Origin of the sequence: Gordonia shandongensis DSM 45094 (assembly GCF_000423025.1) — a bacterium.
Classification (GTDB): domain Bacteria; phylum Actinomycetota; class Actinomycetes; order Mycobacteriales; family Mycobacteriaceae; genus Gordonia; species Gordonia shandongensis.
Genome location: NZ_AUHE01000001.1, coordinates 89329 through 109490, shown reverse-complemented (window position 1 = coordinate 109490; position 20162 = coordinate 89329). Strand labels below are relative to the sequence as shown.

Genomic DNA, 20162 nt, shown 5'->3' with positions numbered 1-20162 from the left:
GCGGCAACTGTAACACGTTCTAATTCGCGGTCGGGGTCGCTGCCGGGCGACCTCTCAGTCCTGCCAGACCGCGGCGGGATCGGTGGCCTCGCGGGCCGGACCGGTCGGCGTCTGCGTCGCCGACCGAGAGAAGCGAGGCGCCACCTGCGCCTGCATCACACCGTCGATCTCCACCAGCGTGCCGCGGGCGGCGAGATGCGGATCGGCCGGTGCCTCGGTGAAGTCGAGGATCGGCGACGTGCACGCGTCGGTCCCGTCGAAGATCTCGGCCCACTCGTCGCGGGTCTTGGTCTTGAAGGTCTCGGTGAAGATCGCCTTGAGTTCGCCCCACTTCGAGAAGTCGTTCTGGTGCGGCAGGGACTCCGGGTCCAGGCCCAGCCCCGAGATGAGCTCGGCGTAGAACTGCGGCTCGATCGCACCGACGGCCATCCACTTGCCGTCGGAGGTCTCGTAGACCTCGTAGTACGGGGCGCCCGTGTCGAGCAGATTGACGCCGCGACGGTCCTGCCAGAGCCCGGTGCCGCGGAAGGCCCACATCATCTGGCCGAGCGCCGAGGCGCCGTCGACCATCGCGGCGTCGATGACATCGCCCTTGCCGGACGAGGCGCGCTCGACGAGTGCGGCCAGGACCCCCATGACGAGGAACATCGAGCCGCCGCCGAAGTCGCCGACGAGGTTCAGCGGCGGGGTGGGCTTCTCATCGGCGCGACCGATGGCGTGCAGCATCCCGGTCAGCGAGATGTAGTTCATGTCGTGGCCGGCCAGCGCGGAACGCGGACCGTCCTGCCCCCACCCGGTCATCCGGCCGTACACCAGCGACGGGTTGACGGCGTGCAGGTCGTCGGGGCCGAAACCGAGGCGCTCCATGACACCGGGGCGGAAGCCCTCGATCACCACGTCGGCCTTGGCGACGAGCGCCAGGATGGTCTCCCGGTCGGCCGGGTTCTTCAGGTTGGCCTCCACGATGCGGCGACCGCGCAGCAGCGCATCGGCGGTCCGGCCGTCGGCGGTGAGCTCGCCGGGCCGCTGGATCCGCAGCACGTCGGCGCCGAGGTCGGCCAGCAGCATGGCGGCGTGCGGTCCGGGACCGATGCCGGCGAATTCGATCACGCGGACGTCGGCGAGGGGGCCGGACCGTCCCGAGGGTCGACGGGTGGGAGAACTCATGGGCGCAACTCCGATCGCGGGTCGTTAGACACATATATCGTGCTCTGTGTCACTCTCTGCCGGTAACCATACACACGCGACAGGAGGCCACTGGAGTGATGCATGGTTCGGGTCGGCCGATGTGGCCGGATCGACTTCGGGCCCAACTGTTCCGAACGACGACGCCGGCTCGGTAACGTGAGGCGAATGAGACCGGCGAGCGATGTGGCGTCCCGGGCATGGCCGGATCTGGTCGGGGAGTCCCCGACCGTCGTCGTGCCCGTCGGCGCCGTCGAACAGCACGGCCCGCACCTGCCTCTCGACACCGACGCCCGCATCGCGACCGAGGTGGTGCGCCGTGCCGCCGCCGACGCCGCGGTACTGGCGGCCCCCGCGATCGCCTACGGCGCCTCGGGCGAGCACGAGGGCTTTCCCGGCACCATCTCGATCGGGACCGACGCGTTGCACCACCTGCTCGTGGAGTTCGGACGCAGCGCCATGCGCTGGGCGGGACGGATCGTCTTCGTCAACGCGCACGGAGGCAACGCGCGTCCCCTGGCCGACGCCGTCGCACTCCTCCGCTACGAGGGCCGGGACGCGGCGTGGTTCCCGTGCACCTTCCCGTCCGCCGATGCGCACGCCGGCGCCACCGAGACGAGCGTCCTGTTGGCGCTGTCGCCCGACGACGTCCGGACCGACCTCCTGGCGCCGGGGAACACGGCACCCGTCGCGGAACTGCTCGACGAACTCCGTGCGGGCGGGGTGGCGGCGGTCGCGCCCTCCGGGGTGCTCGGCGATCCGACCGCGGCGTCCGCCGACACCGGCCGAGCGCACCTCGACACTCTGGTGGCCCGGTTGCGGCAATCGTTGCTCGCCTGGACGGTCGCCGACGACGGGAGGCTCCGGTGACCGGTCCGGAGACGACCGATCTGCCCGTCGGGTTCCAGGTCCAGATCGATCATCGCTGTGTCCGCCGCGGCGACCTGCGCAACCTCGTCGGCGGATCGCCCCTGCGGGTGATGAGGTTGTCGGACGCCGCGCTCGGAATGACGTCGGCCGACGGTCGCATCGAGGTGTGCGACGCCGGCACCCGCAGCCTGGCCCGCACCCTCCTCGACGCCGGGATCGCGCACCCGCGGCCGATGTCGGGGCCGCACGAATCCGACGTGACCGTGGTCGTCCCGGTGTACGACGATCAGGCGGGTGTCGACCGGCTCGTCGCCGCGCTCACCGGAGTGCGCGTGATCGTCGTGGACGACGCCTCACCGACCCCGATCACCGTCGCCGACACCGACGGTCGATGCCGCGTGCTGCGCCTGGAGCGCAACCGCGGCCCCGCGGCCGCCCGCAACGCGGGATTCGACGCCGCCGACACCGAGGTCGTCGCATTCCTCGACTCGGACACCGTCCCCGAACCGGAATGGCTCACCATCCTGCTCGGCCACTTCGCCGACCCCGCCGTCGCGATCGTGGCGCCGCGCATCGTGGGTCTGGCCGACCCCGTCGATCCGGCCGATGCGAGGCCCGGGGCCCTGCGACCGGTCGCCGCGTACGCCGACCGCTTCTCATCGCTCGACATGGGGGTCCGGGAGGGGCCGGTCCGGCCCGGAACTCCGATCGCCTATGTGCCCAGCGCGGCGATGGTGGTGCGACGCAGCGGATTCGGCCGCTTCGACGAGTCGCTGCGGGTGGCCGAAGACGTCGACCTGTGTTGGCGGACCGATGCCGCCGGGTGGCGGGTGCGGTACGACCCGCTCGCCCGCGTGGGACACGATCATCGGCGGTCGCTGCGAGCGCTGCTCGACCGTCGACGGTTCTACGGGACCGGGGCCGCCGAACTCGCCCGTCGCCACCCCGGACTCGCCGCACCGGTGATGACGAGCCTACCGCTGGCCGCCGCGGTGGTGGCGCTGCTGTCGCGGACCCGGCTCGGCGCGCTCGTCGGAACCCTTCTGTCGGGGTGGATCTTCAGCCGCATCCGCCGTCCCCTCCGCGGGGTCCCCGCGGGGGACCTCATCGCCGCGCGGAACACCGTCCGCGCGCTCGGCTACGGGATCCTCCAGGTGTGGTCGGCGGTCCTGCGTCACTACTGGCCGGCGACCGTCGTCGCACTGCTCGTCTCCCGTCGCTTCCGCCGCTGGGTCCTGACCGCGGCGGTCGCCGAGGCCGCCGTGACGTGGCTGGTCGACCGCGCGGTCGACCCCGGCACCCCGCCGATGGAGCCGGTCGGGTACTCGGTGATGCGTCGGCTCGACGACTTCGCCTACGGGCTCGGACTCTGGCAGGGCGTGGTCGCACATCGCGATCCGGCGGCGCTGCGTCCCGTCATCGTGCGCTGATGTCGCCCGATCCGTTCGCCACCGGTCCGTTCGCGGACGTGATCGTCGTCGGGGCGGGCAGTGCGGGATGCGTCGTGGCCGACCGGCTCGCCCGGGAGGGCACCGTGCTCCTCCTCGACGCGGGCCCCGCGACGCCGCCGCCGTCGGCGGTCACATCACTGCGGGCGCTCCCCGTCGGACCGGGGTCGACGCGGGTCGTCCGGTATCGCGACGAGCGGGGCCGCGACGTGGTGCGGGGTCGGGGGATCGGCGGGTCCTCCGCGGTCAACGGCGGCTACTTCCTGCGCGGCCACCGAGCCGACTACCGCGGGTGGCCGTGGCCCGCCGAGGCGGTCGCCGACGCCTTCACCGCGGCGGAGCGGATGATGCGGGTCTCGGCGTTCGCCGACGCCGAGCTGGGCACCGTGGCCCGCGCATTCGACGCCCACTGGGCGCCGCGAGGGCGGGCGGCCGAAGGCCCGTGGACGGCGGTGGGGCTCAACCGGGTACGCAGCAACCGCGTCGCCGGACACCGGATGACCGCCGACCGGGCATACCTCGGCCGCCCTCGCCGCTCGGTGCGCGTCCACGGAGACGCCGCGGTCGTCGGGCTGGAGATGCGCGGCGACCGCGTCACGGGCGTCCGCACGTCTGCGGGGACGCTGCGCGCCGGCAGGGTGGTGCTCACGGCGGGCGCCCTGGGCACGGCGGCCCTGCTGACACCGATCCTCGGCACGCTGGCGATCCGCGAGCACCCCGAGCACCTCGTCCGGTTCGAGCCGCGCCGCGCGATCACCGCGCCCGCGCTGCTGCAGTCGGTCGTCCACACCGCCGACGGCCTCGAACTCCGTTGTTACGGCGACGATTTCGCGGCCTTCATCGACGGCGTCGCGCCGACGGGAGTCCCGGTTGGCGTCGCCGATCTCGGCGCGGCCACGACCGGGTCGGTCCGTGCATCGCCCGCCGGCCTGCGAGTGGACCTCGGCGTGCCCGACGACGAGTCCGCCGAGCGCATCGGACGCGGTGTCGCGGCGGTCGTCGAGATGCTGGCGTCGCCGGCGTTCGCCGACCTCGTGCGGCCCGGGTCGATCCGCGTCGACGCGATGACGGGGCTCTCGTCCCACGCCTGGGGGACGCTGCCGGCCGGGGTCGCGACCGACGCGGCCGGTGCGGTCCCCGGGATCGACGGGCTGCACGTGGCCGACGGCTCCGTTCTGCCGGGCCCCCTGCACGCCGGCCCGCACGCCACCATCGTGGCCGTCGCGTCCCTGGTCGCCGACCGCATCGCCGCGGGCTGACGGGGTACGGGCGTCACGGATGCCGGCCGGTCATAACGGCTGTCGGGTCATGCCTGCTGTCGGGTCATGCCTGCTGTTGTGTCATGAATGCCAGGGACTCGCGACGGCCGCCCGGTATCCGCCGAGTGCGGCGGCGACGATCAGCGGCCGGACACGGTCCCACCCGTACGCCCCCGAGACGGGCCCGGCGTGCCCGCCTCGAGCCAGGGGTCGCAGCGTCACCCGGCCGCCGGCGCGGCGCAGGGCCGCGGCGAAGTCCTCCGAGACGCGGTATCGCACGGTGCGGTCGTTGCGGGCGTGGACCAGGATCATCGGGACGCGCGGGTTGAGCCGCTGAATCGGATTCACCGCGCGGTAGCGGTCCGGCTGCGCCGTCGGAGGGCCGCCGAGGACCTTGATCGAGTTACCGGTCGTCGACGCCGTCTGCACCATGTCGAGCGAGGCGGCCAGCGCGATCACCGTGCGCGGCACGATGATCGGGTCCGGGCCGGGCCCGTGCGGCGGGATGGTCTGCCGTGCCGCGGTGAACGCTGCGAGCTGCCCGCCCGCCGAATGCCCCATCGCGGTCACGTTCCCGGTGTCGAGCTGCGGGACGCGTCGCCCGAGTTCGGCCACGAAGTCGACGGCGCTCGCCACGTCCGAGAACGTCGTCGGCCAGCCGCCGCCGCTGCCCACGCGCCGGTACTCGATGTTCCAGACCGCGACACCCGACGAGGCGAGGTCGCGGGCCAGCCGCTCGAAGGTGCCCGCACCGATGGTGTCGAGCCAGCCGCCGCCGTGGATGATCGCCACCACCGGGACGCTGTGCGGGCGCACGCCGCCGCTGTTCCATCCGGGGAGCCGCGGCAGATGCAGCACGCCGTAGTTCTGGTCGGGATCGCCGCCCCCGCGGACCGGGTAGCGGATGGGGGTCACGCTGCCCGGTCTGAGCGCGGAAATGCTCGGCCCCGACTGCGACGCCGACTGCGCCGACCCCGACTGCGCGGACCCCGACTGCGACGGCGCTGCGGGTGTGCCCGGTGGCGTGTCGGTCGCCGAGCATCCGGTGACGATGAGGACGACGGTGAGCAGCAGGGCGCCGACGCGTGCCGGCGCCCGCACTCCCGTCGCGGGGCGGCGACCGCTCACGACCCGCATGCGTAGTCGTCGGTCTCGGTCCGCTGGTAGCCGGGCGGCACGGCGCCGGTGAACCGAATGGTCAAACGGGTGTAGAGGTACAGGTTGTAGCCGCATTCGCGCTGGCGTCCCATCTCCAGGGTCACCGGGTACTCGCCGGAGTCCCCCTCGGCACAGCTCCGGGTGCAGTCCCTGACGGAGGCGGTGGCCACACCGTTCGCCGTGGGGCCGCCCCACGTCTCGTCCCAGGCGATGTCGTGGACGACGAAGGCGCCGGTCGCGCAGCCGACGTAGACGGTCGCCGGACCACCGGGCCCCTCGACGCCGATGCAGTTCGCGTACCCCGACGCCCCGACCGTGATGTCGGCGTCGTCGAGTCCGTGCACCGAGGCCAGATAGCCGGTGCGATCGTCGATCGCCACCCGCAGACCACCCGGACGTGACAGTTGATGGACCGTGGCCGACACGGGCCCGTCCGGGGTGACCCGTTCGCGTTCCATGCTCCGGACACCGGTGTCGGGGATCGTCGCGAGAGCCCGCAGTATCGACGCCTGCGCCGACGACGGCAGGCCGGGGGTGAGCAGCAGCCGGACACCGCCGGTGAAGGGGTCGCGGTCGGGATCGCTGTCGGCGAGGACCCCGACCAGGTCCGCGGGCTTCCGGTCGAGCGATTCGGCGGCGTCGGCCAGTGGGACCGCGGTCCCGGCGATCATCGCCGTGGCGGACTGCTCGGAGTCGTCGACGGGATCGGGCGTCCCGGGGAGCTTCGGGGCGCCCGCGGCCTGCCACGCGCGCCAGTCGTCGGGCGACGAGAACGACGGGGGCGAGTCCTCGACGGTGGTGACCGCCGAGATCTGCATGTCGACACGGACGGTGCGGACCTCGGTGATCGAGTACCGCATGCCGTCGGACTCGTACGGGCGCGTCGTCTCGGTGCGCAGATACGCGGTCTCCGAGTCGGTGCGCGCCGAGGCCTTCTCCGCGGCGGCGGTGAGCACGTCCGCGGCCGTCGCCGGGGCGTCGTCGCCGTCGTCGTCGGCGCCGACGACCAGCCACACCGTGGCGGCGACCGCGACGACGATCGCGACGAGGCCGGCGATCATCGCCGACAGACGGAATCGGGGCAGTCGACGGATCATGATGTGCCGTCCTTTACAGGAGGGTCTTCCAGTAGGACCAGAACTCGAGGGTGATCATCGCGATCACGATCACGTAGTAGAGCGGCAGCGCCACCCACAGCCACTCGCGGATCGACCGGCCGCGCGCCGAGTCGGGCAACGCGCGGGAGATGCTGAGGATCAGCACCACGGGCATCAGAGTCCACACCACCATGCAGTACGGGCACAGCGCGTGGATCCGGTAGAGACTCTGGACGATCAGGTATCCGACGAACACCTGGCCCAGTGCCGCGACCACCGCCTGCCCGGTCCAGTACCACCGGGGCAGCTCGAAGCGCGCCACCGAGAAGACGGCGGTGACGATGACGACCGCGAAGGCGGGGAGCCCCAGCAGTGGATTCGGGAATCCGAGGAAGGCGCCCTGTTCGGTCACCATCACCGACCCGCACGAGATGATCGGGTTGATGCTGCACGCCGGCCGGTAGGACGGATCCTTCAGGATCTCGATGCGGTCGATGGTCAGCGCCACCGACGCCGCCATCCCGGCGATGCCGCAGATCAGCAGCACCCAGGCCGTCGGAACGGATGTCGGACGCAGTGCCGAGAAGAATCCGGCCCCCGCCGGTCCCGACTCGGGGCCCGCCTCGGGCCGCGAGCCGGACTCCGGCACGACGTCGGTGGTCGTCGTCTGCTCGTCCGACATCACTGTGCTCCCGCCGTCTTCAGGGTTCTACCCGTGTTCGGTTCTACTGCCCGGTTCCGCTGCCCCGGGGACTCACTGTCCCGCGACGGCCGCGTTCACGGCGCTCTCGAGGCCCTGCGGCGTGTTGCGCTCATCGCCGTCGATGGTCTTGCCGTTGAGCTTGACCCACGGCGTGCCCTGGAACTCGGAGTCGCCCATGATCTTGTCGCTCTGCTGAGCGATCCAGTCGCCGTAGCTGCGGTCGGTGACGCACGATGAGATGTCACCGGCTCCGGCGTCCTCGGCCAGCTCGATCAGCGTCTCGTTGGACAGGCCGTCGCTGCCCTCTTCGACCTGGTTGGCGAACAGCGAGTCGTGGAACTTCTTCCACGTCGACATGTCGCCGTCCCGCCCGGTCTTCTCCGCGACGCACAGCGATGCGTTCATGGTGTTCGCCGAGTAGTAGTTCTTGAAGTTCCGGTCGAGGAATGCGACGGTCCGGTAGTCGACGGCGACGTCGGGCCGCTCGGCCAGCTTGGTGATCGTCTGGCCCATCGTCTGCTCGTAGGAGTTGCACGCCGGGCACTGGAAATCCTCGACGATGGTGATGACGGCCTTGGGTTCGGCGCCCTTGGGGGCGCCGGTGAGGCGGATCGACCCGTCGGGCTGGACCACGGTGGGCACGGCGTCGCCGCTGACCGCGTTGGGATCGCCCGGCTTGTTGTTGTTCTTCACCACGAGCCACACCGTGATCGCGGCGATCAGGATGATCAGCACCACGCCGGTGCCGATCTTGAACAGCAGAGCGTTGCGCCGCTCGGCGTTCCGGGGATCCACGACGGTCCGGTTCTTCTGGGCCACGAGCTCTCATCCTCCGTTGGTCACTCACCTGGTGGATCCGCCGTCCGAGGCGCGCGGATCACATACTAACGAGCAGACTACTGGTACCTCCCTGAGAAACTCATGACAGATCCTCCGGATCGGGGACCGTCGTCAGGCAGGTGTGACCCAGGCGGTGATGTCGCAGTGGACGACCTCGGTCCCGGCGGTGTCGAGGATCCGGATCGCGATGACCACGTCGGCGCCCTCGGTGATCGCTGCGAAGTCGACCGGTTCGGCCAGTTCGGCGTGCGCGGTCAGGCGCGTCGTGGCCTTGGTGAGGTACCGGGTGTTCATGCCTTTCGGGATCCACCGGTGGCTTGCGGGCACCGTCGCCTCCATGAGCATGCCCATCGCGGTCTCGGCGAGATTGCACGCCGCGATCGCGTGGAATGTCCCGATGTGGTTGTGCACGCCGAACCATTTGGGCGCGCTCACTCGGCAGTAGCCGGGCGTCATCTCCTCGACGAGCGGCATGATCGTCCCGAAGTAGGGGACGCGGGCGACCATCCCGAGGGAGAACAGGACGTCGCCGAGGCGCCCCGACGGCAGCCTGCGCCGCAGCGCGTAGGTGGGACTCGCGGTATCAGTCATTCTCCGATCGTAGCCGTTGCGCGATGGTGCCGGGATTTGTGTCCGACGACGCGGTGCTGCATACTGTTCGGGTTGCCTCCAAGCGGGGCAGACGAACTTCCAGGGCCGTTCAGCGCGGACCCGGGCATGTAACGCGGAAACGCCTCAGGGCGGAAGCCGGACAGACACGCCCGACCGCGGGTACCGGAGGCGAGGTCGGCGGAAGCCGACGGCCGAATGCGAATTCGGCACCGTACAACGACAGTAGAACAGCGTCGATCCGCCATATGTCAAGGCGTGGTCATGTGGCCTCAGTTGCCGCCCGCGAGTCATTGCCGCGGGTGTGGAGTCACGCGGTGTTGTGCTGTCGAGAGATAACAGACGGAAGAGGACACAGCGTGGCGGGACAGAAGATCCGCATCAGGCTCAAGGCCTACGACCACGAGGCGATCGACGCTTCGGCGCGCAAGATCGTGGAGACCGTGACCCGCACGGGTGCGCGCGTGGTCGGCCCGGTGCCGTTGCCCACCGAAAAGAACGTGTACTGCGTCATCCGTTCGCCGCACAAGTACAAGGACAGCCGCGAACACTTCGAGATGCGCACGCACAAGCGACTCATCGACATCCTCGACCCGACGCCGAAGACGGTCGACGCGCTGATGCGCATCGACCTTCCGGCCAGCGTCGACGTCAACATTCAGTGACGGGGGATTGGAAACAATGAGCAAGCAGAATGCGACCAAGGGCATCCTGGGCACCAAGCTCGGCATGACCCAGGTTTTCGACGAGAACAACCGGGTCGTCCCGGTGACCGTCATCGCGACCGGATCGAACGTCGTCACCCAGCTGCGTACCGCAGACCGTGACGGCTACACGGCCGTTCAGCTCGCGTACGGCGCCGTCGACCCCCGCAAGGTGAACAAGCCGGTGACCGGCCAGTTCGCCAAGGCCGGTGTGACCCCGCGCCGCCACCTCACCGAGATCCGCGTCAACGACGTGGACGAGTTCGAGGTCGGCCAGGAGCTGGGCGCCGACATCTTCGCCGACGGCGCGAAGGTCGACGTCACCGGCACCTCCAAGGGCAAGGGCTTCGCCGGTGTCATGAAGCGGCACGGCTTCGCCGGCGCGAACGCCACGCACGGCGCGCACCGCGTGCACCGCTCGCCGGGTTCGATCGGTGGCTGCGCCACCCCGGGTCGCGTGTTCAAGGGCATGCGCATGGCCGGACGCATGGGCTCCGACAAGGTGACCACGCAGAACCTGACCGTCCACAAGGTGGACGCCGAAGCCGGACTGCTGTTGATCAAGGGCGCGATCCCCGGCCGCAAGGGCGGCATCGTGGTGGTCCGCGACGCAGTGAAGGGTGGCAACAAGTGAGCACCGAGACCACAACCAAGCTGACTCTCGACGTCCGCAAGGCCGACGGGTCCACCGACGGCACCGTCGATCTGCCGGCCGACCTCTTCGACGTCACCGCGAACATCGCGCTGATGCACCAGGTCGTCGTCGCGCAGCAGGCCGCCGCACGTCAGGGCACGCACTCGACCAAGACCCGCGGCGAGGTCGCCGGCGGCGGCGCCAAGCCGTACCGCCAGAAGGGCACCGGTCGCGCACGTCAGGGTTCGATCCGTGCACCGCAGTTCGTCGGCGGCGGTACCGTTCACGGTCCGCAGCCGCGCGACTACTCGCAGCGGACGAACAAGAAGATGAAGGCCGCCGCCCTGCGCGGTGCGCTGTCGGACCGCGCTCGCAACGAGCGGATCCACGTCGTCACCGAGCTGGTCGCGGGTCAGACCCCGTCGACCAAGTCGGCGCGCACCTTCCTCGAGCAGATCAGCGACCGGAAGAAGTTCCTGGTCGTGCTGTCCCGCGAGGACGTGACCGGATGGAAGAGCGTGGCGAACCTGTCGAACGTCGCGGCGATCGCACCGGATCAGCTCAACACCTACGACGTCCTCTACTCCGATGAAATCGTGTTCAGCGTCGAGACCCTGAACGCCTTCATCGAGCAGAACACCAAGAAGGAGGCCTGAGATGGCTACGCAGGCAGACCCGCGTGACATCATCCTGGCGCCGGTGATCTCGGAGAAGGCTTACGGGCTCATCGAAGACGGCGTGTACACCTTCCTGGTGCACCCGGATTCGAACAAGACTCAGATCAAGATCGCGATCGAAGCGATCTTCGATGTGAAGGTCACCAGCGTCAACACCGCCAACCGGCAGGGCAAGCGCAAGCGCACCCGCTACGGCTACGGCAAGCGCAAGGACACCAAGCGCGCCATCGTGACGCTGTCCGCTGACAGTAAGCCCATCGAGATCTTCGGGGGCGCGGTCTCCTGACCGCCCGCGAAGAAGAGTAGGGACTAAGACTCATGGCAATTCGTAAGTACAAGCCGACGACCCCGGGTCGTCGCGGGTCGAGCGGTGCGGACTTCTCCGAGGTCACCCGGTCGCACCCCGAGAAGTCGCTGGTGCGTCCGCTGCACGGACACGGCGGCCGCAACGCTCACGGCCGGATCACCACCCGGCACAAGGGCGGCGGCCACAAGCGCGCATACCGTCTGATCGACTTCCGTCGTAACGACAAGGACGGCATCAACGCCAAGGTCGCACACATCGAGTACGACCCGAACCGCACCGCCCGCATCGCGCTGCTGCACTACGTGGACGGCGAGAAGCGCTACATCATCGCCCCCAAGGGTATGAAGCAGGGCGACGTCGTCGAGAGCGGTCCGAACGCGGACATCAAGCCCGGCAACAACCTGCCGCTGCGCAACATCCCGACCGGCACCCACGTGCACTGCGTGGAGCTGCGTCCGGGCGGCGGCGCCAAGATGGCTCGCAGTGCCGGCGCCTCGATCCAGCTGCTCGGCAAGGAGGGGCCGTACGCGTCCCTGCGCATGCCGTCCGGCGAGATCCGCCGCGTCGACGTGCGCTGCCGCGCCACCGTCGGTGACGTCGGCAACGCCGAGCAGGCGAACATCAACTGGGGCAAGGCCGGCCGCATGCGCTGGAAGGGCAAGCGCCCGACAGTCCGCGGTGTCGTGATGAACCCGGTCGACCACCCGCACGGCGGTGGCGAGGGCAAGACCTCCGGTGGTCGTCACCCGGTCAGCCCGTGGGGTCAGCTGGAAGGCCGCACCCGTAAGAACAAGGCCAGCGACAAGATGATCGTCCGTCGCCGTCGCACCGGCAAGAACAAGCGATAATAGGAGGAGGTAAAAAATGCCACGCAGCCTGAAGAAGGGCCCGTTCGTCGACGACCACCTCCTGAAGAAGGTGGATGTGCAGAACGAGAAGGGCACCAAGCAGGTCATCAAGACCTGGTCGCGCCGCTCGACCATCATCCCCGACTTCATCGGTCACACCTTCGCGGTCCACGACGGCCGCAAGCACGTGCCCGTGTTCGTGTCCGAGTCGATGGTGGGCCACAAGCTGGGCGAGTTCGCCCCCACCCGTACGTTCAAGGGTCACATCAAGGATGACCGGAAAGCGAAGCGCCGGTAACCATGACTACTGAGACTGAAAACGCAGTGCAGAGCGCCAAGGCGACCGCACGGTTCGTCCGTGTCTCGCCGATGAAGGCTCGTCGCGTCCTGGATCTCGTTCGCGGCAAGAACGTCGACGAGGCCCTCGACATCCTGCGGTTCGCACCGCAGTCGGCGAGCGAGCCCGTGTACAAGGTGATCGCCAGCGCGGTCGCCAACGCCGAGAACAACGTCGGGCTCGATCGCCGGACCCTCGTCGTGTCGGAGGCGTTCGCCAACGAGGGCCCGACCATGAAGCGGTTCCAGCCGCGGGCCCAGGGACGTGCCTTCCGCATCCGCAAGCGCACCAGCCACATCACCGTGGTCGTGGCCGCTACGGAGGCCGGTGGTCGGCGTCGCCAGCAGAAGAAGACGAAGGGAGCCTAAAAGTGGGCCAGAAGATCAACCCGCACGGCTTCCGGCTGGGCATCACCACTGACTGGAGTTCGCGTTGGTACGCCGACAAGCAGTACGCGGACTACGTCAAGGAAGATGTCGCCATCCGCAAGCTGCTGAGCACCGGGCTCGAGCGCGCAGGCATCTCCAAGGTGGAGATCGAGCGCACCCGTGACCGTGTCCGCGTCGACATCCACACCGCCCGTCCGGGCATCGTCATCGGTCGCCGCGGCGCCGAGGCCGATCGCATCCGCGGCGACCTGGAGAAGCTGACGGGCAAGCAGGTGCAGCTGAACATCCTCGAGGTCAAGAACCCCGAGTCGGATGCGCAGCTCGTCGCACAGGGCGTCGCCGAGCAGCTGAGCAACCGCGTGGCGTTCCGTCGCGCGATGCGCAAGGCCATCCAGTCGGCGATGCGTCAGCCCAACGTGAAGGGCATCCGAGTCCAGTGCTCGGGTCGTCTCGGCGGTGCCGAGATGAGCCGCAAGGAGTTCTACCGTGAGGGTCGCGTCCCGCTGCACACGCTGCGCGCCGACATCGACTACGGGCTCTACGAGGCACGCACCACCTTCGGCCGGATCGGTGTGAAGGTGTGGATCTACAAGGGCGACATCGTGGGCGGCCGCCGCGAGCTGGCTGCAGCCGCACCCGCCGAGGATCGCCGGGGACCGCGTCGTCCCAGCCGGCCGCGCCGTGATGCGCGCGGTGCCCAGGGGGGTCGCGCCGCAGCGGCCGCCACCGAGGCCCCGGCTGCCGACGCTACGGCGTCTGCGCCTGCGCAGGCAGAAAACCAGGAGGGCTGAGGCAATGTTGATCCCTCGCCGGGTCAAGTACCGTAAGCCGCACCACCCGAGCCTGAAGGGCCGGGCCAAGGGCGGAACCAAGGTCACGTTCGGTGACTACGGTATCCAGGCCCTCGAAGGTGCCTACATCACCAACCGTCAGATCGAGTCGGCTCGTATCGCGATCAACCGCCACATCAAGCGTGGCGGCAAGGTCTGGATCAACATCTTCCCGGACCGGCCGATCACGAAGAAGCCCGCCGAGACCCGCATGGGGTCCGGTAAGGGCTCGCCCGAGTGGTGGGTGGCCCCGGTGAAGCCGGGCCGCGTGCTGTTCGAGATGAGCTACCCCAATGAGGAGACCGCTCGCGAGGCGCTGCGTCGCGCACAGCACAAGCTCCCCATGAAGACCCGAATCGTGACCCGAGAGGAGCAGTTCTGATGGCACTCGGAGTCGCTGCTTCTGAGCTCCGCGAGCTCAGCGATACCGACCTGGTCGCGCGTCTGAAGGAGTCGAAGGAAGAGCTGTTCAACCTTCGTTTCCAGATGGCCACCGGTCAGCTCGACAACAACCGCCGGCTGCGCACCGTGCGCCGCGAGATCGCGCGTGTCTACACCGTGATGCGCGAGCGCGAGCTGGGCCTGGCGTCCGGACCGGAAGGTGATGACGCGTGAGTGAGGACCAGAAGGTGAACACCGAAGAGCGTGGCAGCCGCAAGGAGCGGATCGGCTACGTCGTCAGTGACAAGATGACCAAGACCATCACGGTGGAGTTGGAGGATCGCACGCGGCACCCGCTGTACGGCAAGATCATCCGCACCACGAGCAAGGTCAAGGCGCACGATGAGAGCGAGACCGCCGGCGTCGGCGACCGCGTTCGCATCATGGAGACCCGACCGATGTCGGCCACCAAGCGCTGGCGTCTGGTGGAGGTGCTCGAGAAGGCCAAGTAGGCCGACTCGCATCGCACGCTCCGCAGAGCATGTACGCACACCGCCCGTCCCGGGAGACCGGGGCGGGCGGTGTTCTCTCGTGGTCGATCGGTGTCGGGCGGTCGGGGTGTCCGGCGTTCGGAGCGATGATTGAATGGATCCGACACGGGGATCGGCACGGGGGTGTGGAGAGGCACGCGATGACCTACCGGGACGCACCGGCATGACCGCTCCGGCACCGCCGTCGATGCTGCACCGGATCCAGATCGTCGGCTGGGCGACGATCGCCGTCGCGCACCTGGTGATTCTGATCGTGTCGATACCCGCGCTGACCTCCTACGCGGATGCGACGGCGTCGTGGTGGTCGTGGACCGGACTGGCGGTCGCGGTGACGTGCTCCGCGTCGGCGCTGCTCGGTGCGATCCGCGGGCGAGCGGCACCGATGGAACGGCTCGGCCTGCTGTGCGTCGTCGCGTACACGGTGCTGCTCGCGGCGTGGTTCGTCGGATGGAACGGCGACGGTGTCGAGGCTAAGCTCGGCGGACCGTCTCTTCCGGTGTGGATTCTCCTCCTGCCGCAGATCGGCGGATCGATCCTGGTCGTCTGCGGACAGTTGCGGGCCGCGGTGGTCGGGATGGTGTCGACCGGTGTGCTGAGCACCGCGGTCGTCGTGACGGCGGCGAGCGACGGCCGCTGGGTGCCGATGAGCATCGCGGCGTGGACCTTCGGACTCGCCGGTCTGTTCCAGGTGATGGCGTGGTCGCTGGTGGTGGGTGCGCAGCGGCTCGATCGCGAACGCGCTCTGGCCGCCCGCGACGCCGTCTCCCGATTGCGGAGCAGTGCCCACGACTCCGAACAGCGACGGGTGGACGCGATGGTCCACGACCGGTTGATCGCGGTGCTGCTGGCCGCGCGGCCGGGACCGGTCGACGAGGGTGTCGCGGCGACGGCGGAGGCCGTGCTCACCGAACTCGAGCAGTTGGCGGCGGGGCCGCGGACGGGCGCAGCGTGGATCTCATCGGACGAGGTCGCCGAGCGGATCGTGCGAAGCATCGACGACCTCGGCGACGGCGTGGAGGTGACGGTGAACGATCGCGCCGGCATGTACCGGTATCCGGCGCCGGTCGTCGACACCGTCGTCGACGCGCTCGGGGAGTCGATCCGGAACGTCCACCGACATGCGGGTCGCGACTGGTCGTGCGCGGTGCTGTGCCGGTTGCGGCCCGAGCAGATCACGGTCAACGTCGTCGACGACGGAGTCGGATTCGACGTCGACGACGTGCCGGCGAACAGAATCGGCGTCGCACTCGGGATCACCGAACGCATGCGGCAGCTCGACGGAGGTTCGAGTCGGGTCGCGAGCATTCCCGGCACCGGGACGCGGGTGGAACTCACCTGGCGACAGGATGCGGAGGTGCCTGCGCGATGATCGACGTCGTGGTTCGGGGACGTCGGCGTCTGCGTTCGATGTTCCGCGCGGGGGTGACCGACCGGCTCATCGGGCGCGGACCCGCCGTCGGGGCGCTGGCGGTCTACGCCGCGTGTCTGGCGTCCGTCCTCATCTCGATCGGTGTCAGCTATCACGCGTCGGCCCCGTACTGGTCGGGGGTGGCCTTCGCCTACGTCTTCTACGGTCTGGCGTGCGCGGCGTCGCTGATCCCGCGGCCCGCGGACTATTCACCGTGGAACGCCGCGGTGGTGATCGTCCTCGTTCTCGCCGCCCACGGCGCCCTGTGGGGCGCGGTGGCCTGCGATCGAACGGCGGCGATCATGCCGTACTCACCGGCCTTCCTCACCAGCAACGTCGCCTTCGTGATCCTGATCTTCCGCGGCCGCCTGGGGACGGCGTGGACCGGCATCGTGGGCTGCGTGGCCCTGGGAGCTCTCATCGGTCCGCACGTCGGGTCTCCCGAGTGGGGGCAGGTGGCGTTCCCCGGTTTCACGATCCTGCTGCTGGCGGTGTTGACGGCCACGTCGATCGGCCTGTGGCCGATGCTCGGCGAACTCGATGCGCTGCGGTTGCGGCGGGCTCGAGTCACCGATGCGCAGTGGTCGGCTCGGTCGGTCGAGGCTCGGCGTCGTGAACGGATCGGCCGCATCGACAGACTCGTGCGGCCGCTGCTCACGCGGATGGCCGACGGTGCGGTCCTCACCGACGACGACGTGACCGCTGCGCGGTTGACCGAGGCGAGGCTCCGCGACGGTATTCGGGCGGTCGCCTTGGACACCGACCGGATCCGTGAGGCGGCGTGGCGTGCGCGCGGCCGCGGTGTCTCGGTGACCCTGCTCGACGACGGCGGTCTGGACCGGTTCCCGCCGGGACGGCGGGCCGACATCGTCGAGGCACTCGAGGACCTGATCGAGCGTGAGCTCGAGCAGGTCGACGCCGACGGCGAACTCGTTGCGCGCGTGTCGCCGCACGGGCGGCGGCCGGTCGCCTCGGTGACGGTGGTGGGGGTCGACGGTGTGCACCGCTCCGAGTGCGATGCGGACGGTCGGATCGACCGGGAGATCCGGCTGTGAACGAACGGCGCATGCAGCGCGGGGCCGCGATCAGCATGGCGCTGACCACTCTGATCCTCCCCGTGTTGATGATCGGTCACTTCTTCTCCGTCGACGGCGTCGTCGACGGCTGGTGGGTGCCGGTGAGCCTCACCGCGGTCCTCGGGGCGGCGGCGATGCTCCTGGTGATCGGTGTGCGCGGCGACGCGGCGACGATCGGCCCCGGCGCGGTGGCGCTGGGGGCCGCGAACATCGTCACGCTGTTCCTGTGGATCCCGGCGTGGAGCGAGCAGGCCGCACCGGAGCTGATGGGGTCGCCGCCGGTGTGGCCGGCGAACACCGTGGTGCTTCCGGCGATCGTGTTGGCGACCGTGTATCGGCCGTGGGTCCCGTTCGGCTACCTGGTCGTGGGCCTCGGAACGCTGGCCACGGTGCAGCAACTGGCCAAACAGGGGCGGTTCGGCGATCTGGCGTATGTGAACGCGCTGCTCACCGCTTCGCTGATGGGTGTGCTCATCGCGCTGACCTACGCCGCGATGGGCGGCGTCCGCCTGGCCGACCGGCGGCGCGAGGACGTTCTGCACGCGACGTTCGCGTCGGCGAGTCGTGCCGCGCGGATCGCCGAGCGCGACCGGTGGGACGCGGTCGTCCGCGATCAGGTCGTCGCGGTCCTGCGCGGCATCTCGACCGACGAGACGGACCCGCGCGCCCGCGTGCAGGCCCGGGCGGCGCTCGACGCGCTCGACGGCACGGCCGCCCGGGCCGAGGCCGTGGAGCTCACGGGCGCCGAGACCCGGGTGCGGTTGCTCGACGCGGTCAATGCGCTCGGCGACGACACGATCGTCGAGGTCGACGTCCCCGACGTCGCGGTGCGCTACCCGTATCCGGTGGCCGAGGCGGTGACCGATGCGGCCGTCGAGGCGGTGACGAATGCGCGTCGCCACGCGGGACCGTCCGCGTCTCGCGCCCTGCTCGGCGTCCTCGACGGCGACCTCATCCGACTCCGCGTGGTCGACGACGGTGTCGGTTTCGATCCGAACCGCGTGGCGGCGGATCGGTCGGGCGTGGAGATGGGCATCCGGCGGCGGATGGCGAACCTCCCGGGCGGCGGCGGTTGGGTGCGGTCGGCGCCCGGCGACGGCACCGTGGTGTCCATCGAGTGGAGACGGTCGTGAGGCGGGCGAGGGACGGACGCGCGGTGTCGCCGATGGTCGAGATGCTGGGGTTGCGAACGCCGTTGGTGCGGCTGAGCCTCGTCGCCGTCATCTGCTCCTATGTCGCGGCCGGCCTGATCCTCGATCCGCTGGAGGTGGGGCCGCTGCGGCAGACGGCCGGGATCGGCGGCTCGGTGCTCCTCGCCGTCGCGTTGGTCGCGGCGGCGTCGGGCGGCGAGGACCCCCTGCGGCGTCGCGCGGTGGCGGCGGCCGCCGTGCTCGGTCCGGTCGGCATCGCGCTGGTGTGGTGGCACATCCCGGTCGGGCCCGCCGCCTGGGTGCGGCCGACCGCGCCGCTCACCGTCTACGCGGTGGTGGTGATCGTGCTGATTCTGCGGGGCCGGGTGCGGGCGGCGTGGGCGGCGTTCGGTGCGATGTCCGTCGTCGGGTTCATCGCCTGGGCCGCATGGGGGTGGGAGCCGGCCGTCGCCGTGCCGCCGGTGCTGAAGCTGTTGGTGGCCGCGGTGCCGGCGACGTTGATGATGATGTTCGCCCGGCCCCTGCTGCAGTTCGTGCACGTTCTGGACCAGCGTGAACTGCAGGCCGCGGCGCAGGACGCGGCCCTGGCGGCGACCCTCGATCAGCGCAGGTGCCGGGCCGCGGAGTTCGACGCCGAGGTGCGGCCCTTTCTGGAGCGGGTGGCCGGCGGCGAACGCTTCGACGCGGTGTCGGTGGAGCGGGCTCGACTCCTGGAGCATCGGCTGCGCGACACGGTGCGCGGTCGCGGCTGGCGGGAGCCGCGGGTCGATTCCGCGGTCGCCGAGGCACGCGCCCGGGGCGTCACGGTTCACCTGTTCGACGATCGGGTTCGCGCCCACGACGCCGGGTGCGACGCGAACGGGGTGGTGCACGATGAGCTCGTCGCCCGGCTGGCGGAGACCGACGCGGGCACGGTCACGGCGCGCATCCTGCCCGAGGGGCGCGGGTCGGTTGCCACCGTCACGGTCTCGGCGGGCGACCGGGTGCGGCGCCGCGTGTGTCGGACGTTCGGCGACGGCGGGTTGAGCTGGCGAGACGACTCCGGCGGCGCACCCGGGTCGGGTGCGCCGCCGGAGCGGAGCGAGGATGCGGACGGCGGCCGCGGGGCCGGACGTCCCGGGCGCTAGCTGCCGTGCTGCTTGTTCATCTCGGTCAGCGTGGTGACGGCGTCGGCCGAGAGCTTCCAGTCGTCGCCCTGCTTGACGAAGCCGAACGGCATCTCGATGGGCTTCGAGGTGTGGGGGCTGGCGATGGCCACCTTCGCCGTGGCCTTGTCGCCGGACACCTCGACGGACTTCACGGTGTAGATGTCCGGGGTGTAGCCGGCCTTCGCCGCGACCTTGTTGTAGGCGGCGAGCGCCTGGACGGTGCCGGGGACCGAGTCGTCGACGAGACCCTTGAGGTCGTCGGTCGAGGTCTCCTCGGAGAGGGCCGTGCGCAGGGTCTTCTGCGCGTCGTCCTTCGTCAGGCCGTCCGCGCTGGAGGGTGCCGAGCTGCTGTCGGACTCGCTCGCCGTGACCGGCGACGAGGAGGCGGTGGTCGCGTCGTCGTCGGAGTTCGAGCATCCGGCGAGCATGGCGACGACCGCGGCGGCCGACGCTGCTGCGACGACCGGGCGGCGGACGGCGGGGGACATCTTCATGGTCTTCTCCTGTGCGATCAGCGGATTGCTAATAAGGCGAGGCTAACATGTGTTGCGC

General features: G+C 70.1%; 25 protein-coding genes. 18 read left to right on the top strand and 7 right to left on the bottom strand.

Annotation, left to right across the window (positions count from 1 at the left end; genetic code table 11):
- Positions 1 to 54 precede the first annotated feature (54 nt).
- Positions 55 to 1167, bottom strand: coding sequence for a CaiB/BaiF CoA transferase family protein (locus G528_RS0100610; RefSeq protein WP_026917271.1), 1113 nt, complete (start codon positions 1165 to 1167; stop codon positions 55 to 57).
- A 186-nt stretch (positions 1168 to 1353) separates the two neighbouring features.
- Between G528_RS0100610 and mftE the strand changes: the two genes are divergently transcribed.
- The 3 genes from mftE to mftG are packed head-to-tail and all read left to right on the top strand — an operon-like array spanning position 1354 to position 4762.
- Positions 1354 to 2055: a mycofactocin biosynthesis peptidyl-dipeptidase MftE gene (mftE, locus tag G528_RS18760; protein WP_026917270.1), complete on the top strand. Its 702-nt coding sequence runs from the start codon at positions 1354 to 1356 to the stop codon at positions 2053 to 2055.
- Positions 2052 to 3485 carry a mycofactocin biosynthesis glycosyltransferase MftF gene (gene mftF / locus G528_RS0100600; protein WP_026917269.1) on the top strand — a complete coding sequence of 478 codons (1434 nt, stop codon included), beginning with the start codon at positions 2052 to 2054 and terminating at the stop codon, positions 3483 to 3485. Before mftE ends, mftF begins: the two co-directional genes overlap by 4 nt.
- Positions 3485 to 4762, top strand: coding sequence for a mycofactocin system GMC family oxidoreductase MftG (gene mftG, locus G528_RS0100595; protein ID WP_026917268.1), 1278 nt, complete (start codon positions 3485 to 3487; stop codon positions 4760 to 4762). The genes mftF and mftG overlap by 1 nt, the downstream gene beginning before the upstream one ends.
- 81 nt (positions 4763 to 4843) lie before the next feature.
- Here mftG and G528_RS15945 read toward each other — a convergent pair whose 3' ends face one another.
- The 5 genes from G528_RS15945 to G528_RS0100570 all read right to left on the bottom strand — a co-directional run bounded on the left by G528_RS15945 (position 4844) and on the right by G528_RS0100570 (position 9151).
- Positions 4844 to 5890, bottom strand: coding sequence for an alpha/beta hydrolase family protein (locus G528_RS15945; RefSeq protein ID WP_169515204.1), 1047 nt, complete (start codon positions 5888 to 5890; stop codon positions 4844 to 4846).
- The gene (locus G528_RS0100585) at positions 5887 to 7017 is read right to left on the bottom strand and encodes a hypothetical protein (protein WP_156890310.1); all 1131 of its coding nucleotides are present in this window, start codon (positions 7015 to 7017) and stop codon (positions 5887 to 5889) included. The genes G528_RS15945 and G528_RS0100585 overlap by 4 nt, the downstream gene beginning before the upstream one ends.
- 13 nt (positions 7018 to 7030) lie before the next feature.
- Positions 7031 to 7699: a vitamin K epoxide reductase family protein gene (locus G528_RS0100580; protein WP_026917266.1), complete on the bottom strand. Its 669-nt coding sequence runs from the start codon at positions 7697 to 7699 to the stop codon at positions 7031 to 7033.
- 72 nt (positions 7700 to 7771) lie between these two features.
- Positions 7772 to 8539, bottom strand: a complete 768-nt coding sequence (locus G528_RS0100575) for a DsbA family protein (protein ID WP_026917265.1) — start codon at positions 8537 to 8539, stop codon at positions 7772 to 7774.
- 132 nt (positions 8540 to 8671) lie between these two features.
- Positions 8672 to 9151: a hotdog fold domain-containing protein gene (locus tag G528_RS0100570; protein ID WP_026917264.1), complete on the bottom strand. Its 480-nt coding sequence runs from the start codon at positions 9149 to 9151 to the stop codon at positions 8672 to 8674.
- Between the two features lie 377 nt (positions 9152 to 9528).
- Between G528_RS0100570 and rpsJ the strand changes: the two genes are divergently transcribed.
- The 15 genes from rpsJ (at position 9529) to G528_RS15935 (ending at position 19589) form a co-directional block, all read left to right on the top strand.
- The gene (gene rpsJ / locus G528_RS0100565; RefSeq protein ID WP_003938093.1) at positions 9529 to 9834 is read left to right on the top strand and encodes a 30S ribosomal protein S10; all 306 of its coding nucleotides are present in this window, start codon (positions 9529 to 9531) and stop codon (positions 9832 to 9834) included.
- 16 nt (positions 9835 to 9850) lie between these two features.
- On the top strand, positions 9851 to 10507 hold the full coding sequence (gene rplC / locus G528_RS0100560) for a 50S ribosomal protein L3 (protein WP_026917263.1): 657 nt from the start codon (positions 9851 to 9853) through the stop codon (positions 10505 to 10507).
- Positions 10504 to 11163, top strand: coding sequence for a 50S ribosomal protein L4 (gene rplD / locus G528_RS0100555; protein ID WP_026917262.1), 660 nt, complete (start codon positions 10504 to 10506; stop codon positions 11161 to 11163). The genes rplC and rplD overlap by 4 nt, the downstream gene beginning before the upstream one ends.
- 1 nt (position 11164) lies before the next feature.
- A complete protein-coding gene (gene rplW, locus G528_RS0100550; RefSeq protein ID WP_026917261.1) occupies positions 11165 to 11470 on the top strand; it encodes a 50S ribosomal protein L23 in 306 nt (101 codons plus the stop codon).
- 32 nt (positions 11471 to 11502) lie between these two features.
- Positions 11503 to 12339, top strand: coding sequence for a 50S ribosomal protein L2 (rplB, locus tag G528_RS0100545; RefSeq protein WP_026917260.1), 837 nt, complete (start codon positions 11503 to 11505; stop codon positions 12337 to 12339).
- 16 nt (positions 12340 to 12355) lie between these two features.
- Complete coding sequence (gene rpsS, locus G528_RS0100540; RefSeq protein ID WP_026917259.1) at positions 12356 to 12637, top strand: 30S ribosomal protein S19; 282 nt, start codon at positions 12356 to 12358, stop codon at positions 12635 to 12637.
- A gap of 2 nt (positions 12638 to 12639) precedes the next feature.
- Complete coding sequence (gene rplV / locus G528_RS0100535) at positions 12640 to 13044, top strand: 50S ribosomal protein L22 (RefSeq protein WP_026917258.1); 405 nt, start codon at positions 12640 to 12642, stop codon at positions 13042 to 13044.
- Between the two features lie 2 nt (positions 13045 to 13046).
- On the top strand, positions 13047 to 13856 hold the full coding sequence (rpsC, locus tag G528_RS0100530; protein WP_026917257.1) for a 30S ribosomal protein S3: 810 nt from the start codon (positions 13047 to 13049) through the stop codon (positions 13854 to 13856).
- 4 nt (positions 13857 to 13860) lie between these two features.
- The gene (gene rplP, locus G528_RS0100525; RefSeq protein WP_026917256.1) at positions 13861 to 14277 is read left to right on the top strand and encodes a 50S ribosomal protein L16; all 417 of its coding nucleotides are present in this window, start codon (positions 13861 to 13863) and stop codon (positions 14275 to 14277) included.
- Entirely contained in the window at positions 14277 to 14510 is a 234-nt protein-coding gene (rpmC, locus tag G528_RS0100520; RefSeq protein ID WP_026917255.1) for a 50S ribosomal protein L29, read from the top strand. Before rplP ends, rpmC begins: the two co-directional genes overlap by 1 nt.
- Positions 14507 to 14788: a 30S ribosomal protein S17 gene (rpsQ, locus tag G528_RS0100515; RefSeq protein ID WP_026917254.1), complete on the top strand. Its 282-nt coding sequence runs from the start codon at positions 14507 to 14509 to the stop codon at positions 14786 to 14788. The genes rpmC and rpsQ overlap by 4 nt, the downstream gene beginning before the upstream one ends.
- A gap of 202 nt (positions 14789 to 14990) precedes the next feature.
- Positions 14991 to 16196, top strand: a complete 1206-nt coding sequence (locus G528_RS15940) for an ATP-binding protein (protein WP_051198150.1) — start codon at positions 14991 to 14993, stop codon at positions 16194 to 16196.
- Positions 16193 to 17290 (top strand): glutamate--cysteine ligase family protein, encoded by a 1098-nt coding sequence (locus G528_RS17950; RefSeq protein ID WP_051198149.1) that lies wholly within the window; start codon positions 16193 to 16195, stop codon positions 17288 to 17290. Before G528_RS15940 ends, G528_RS17950 begins: the two co-directional genes overlap by 4 nt.
- Before the next feature lie 11 nt (positions 17291 to 17301).
- Positions 17302 to 18444: a sensor histidine kinase gene (locus G528_RS0100500; protein ID WP_035718573.1), complete on the top strand. Its 1143-nt coding sequence runs from the start codon at positions 17302 to 17304 to the stop codon at positions 18442 to 18444.
- Complete coding sequence (locus tag G528_RS15935; RefSeq protein ID WP_156890309.1) at positions 18441 to 19589, top strand: hypothetical protein; 1149 nt, start codon at positions 18441 to 18443, stop codon at positions 19587 to 19589. Before G528_RS0100500 ends, G528_RS15935 begins: the two co-directional genes overlap by 4 nt.
- Here the strand turns inward: G528_RS15935 and G528_RS0100490 are convergent.
- Positions 19586 to 20104 carry an MTB12 C-terminal domain-containing protein gene (locus G528_RS0100490; protein WP_026917251.1) on the bottom strand — a complete coding sequence of 173 codons (519 nt, stop codon included), beginning with the start codon at positions 20102 to 20104 and terminating at the stop codon, positions 19586 to 19588. The two genes, G528_RS15935 and G528_RS0100490, sit on opposite strands and share 4 nt — an antisense overlap.
- Positions 20105 to 20162: the final 58 nt, after the last annotated feature.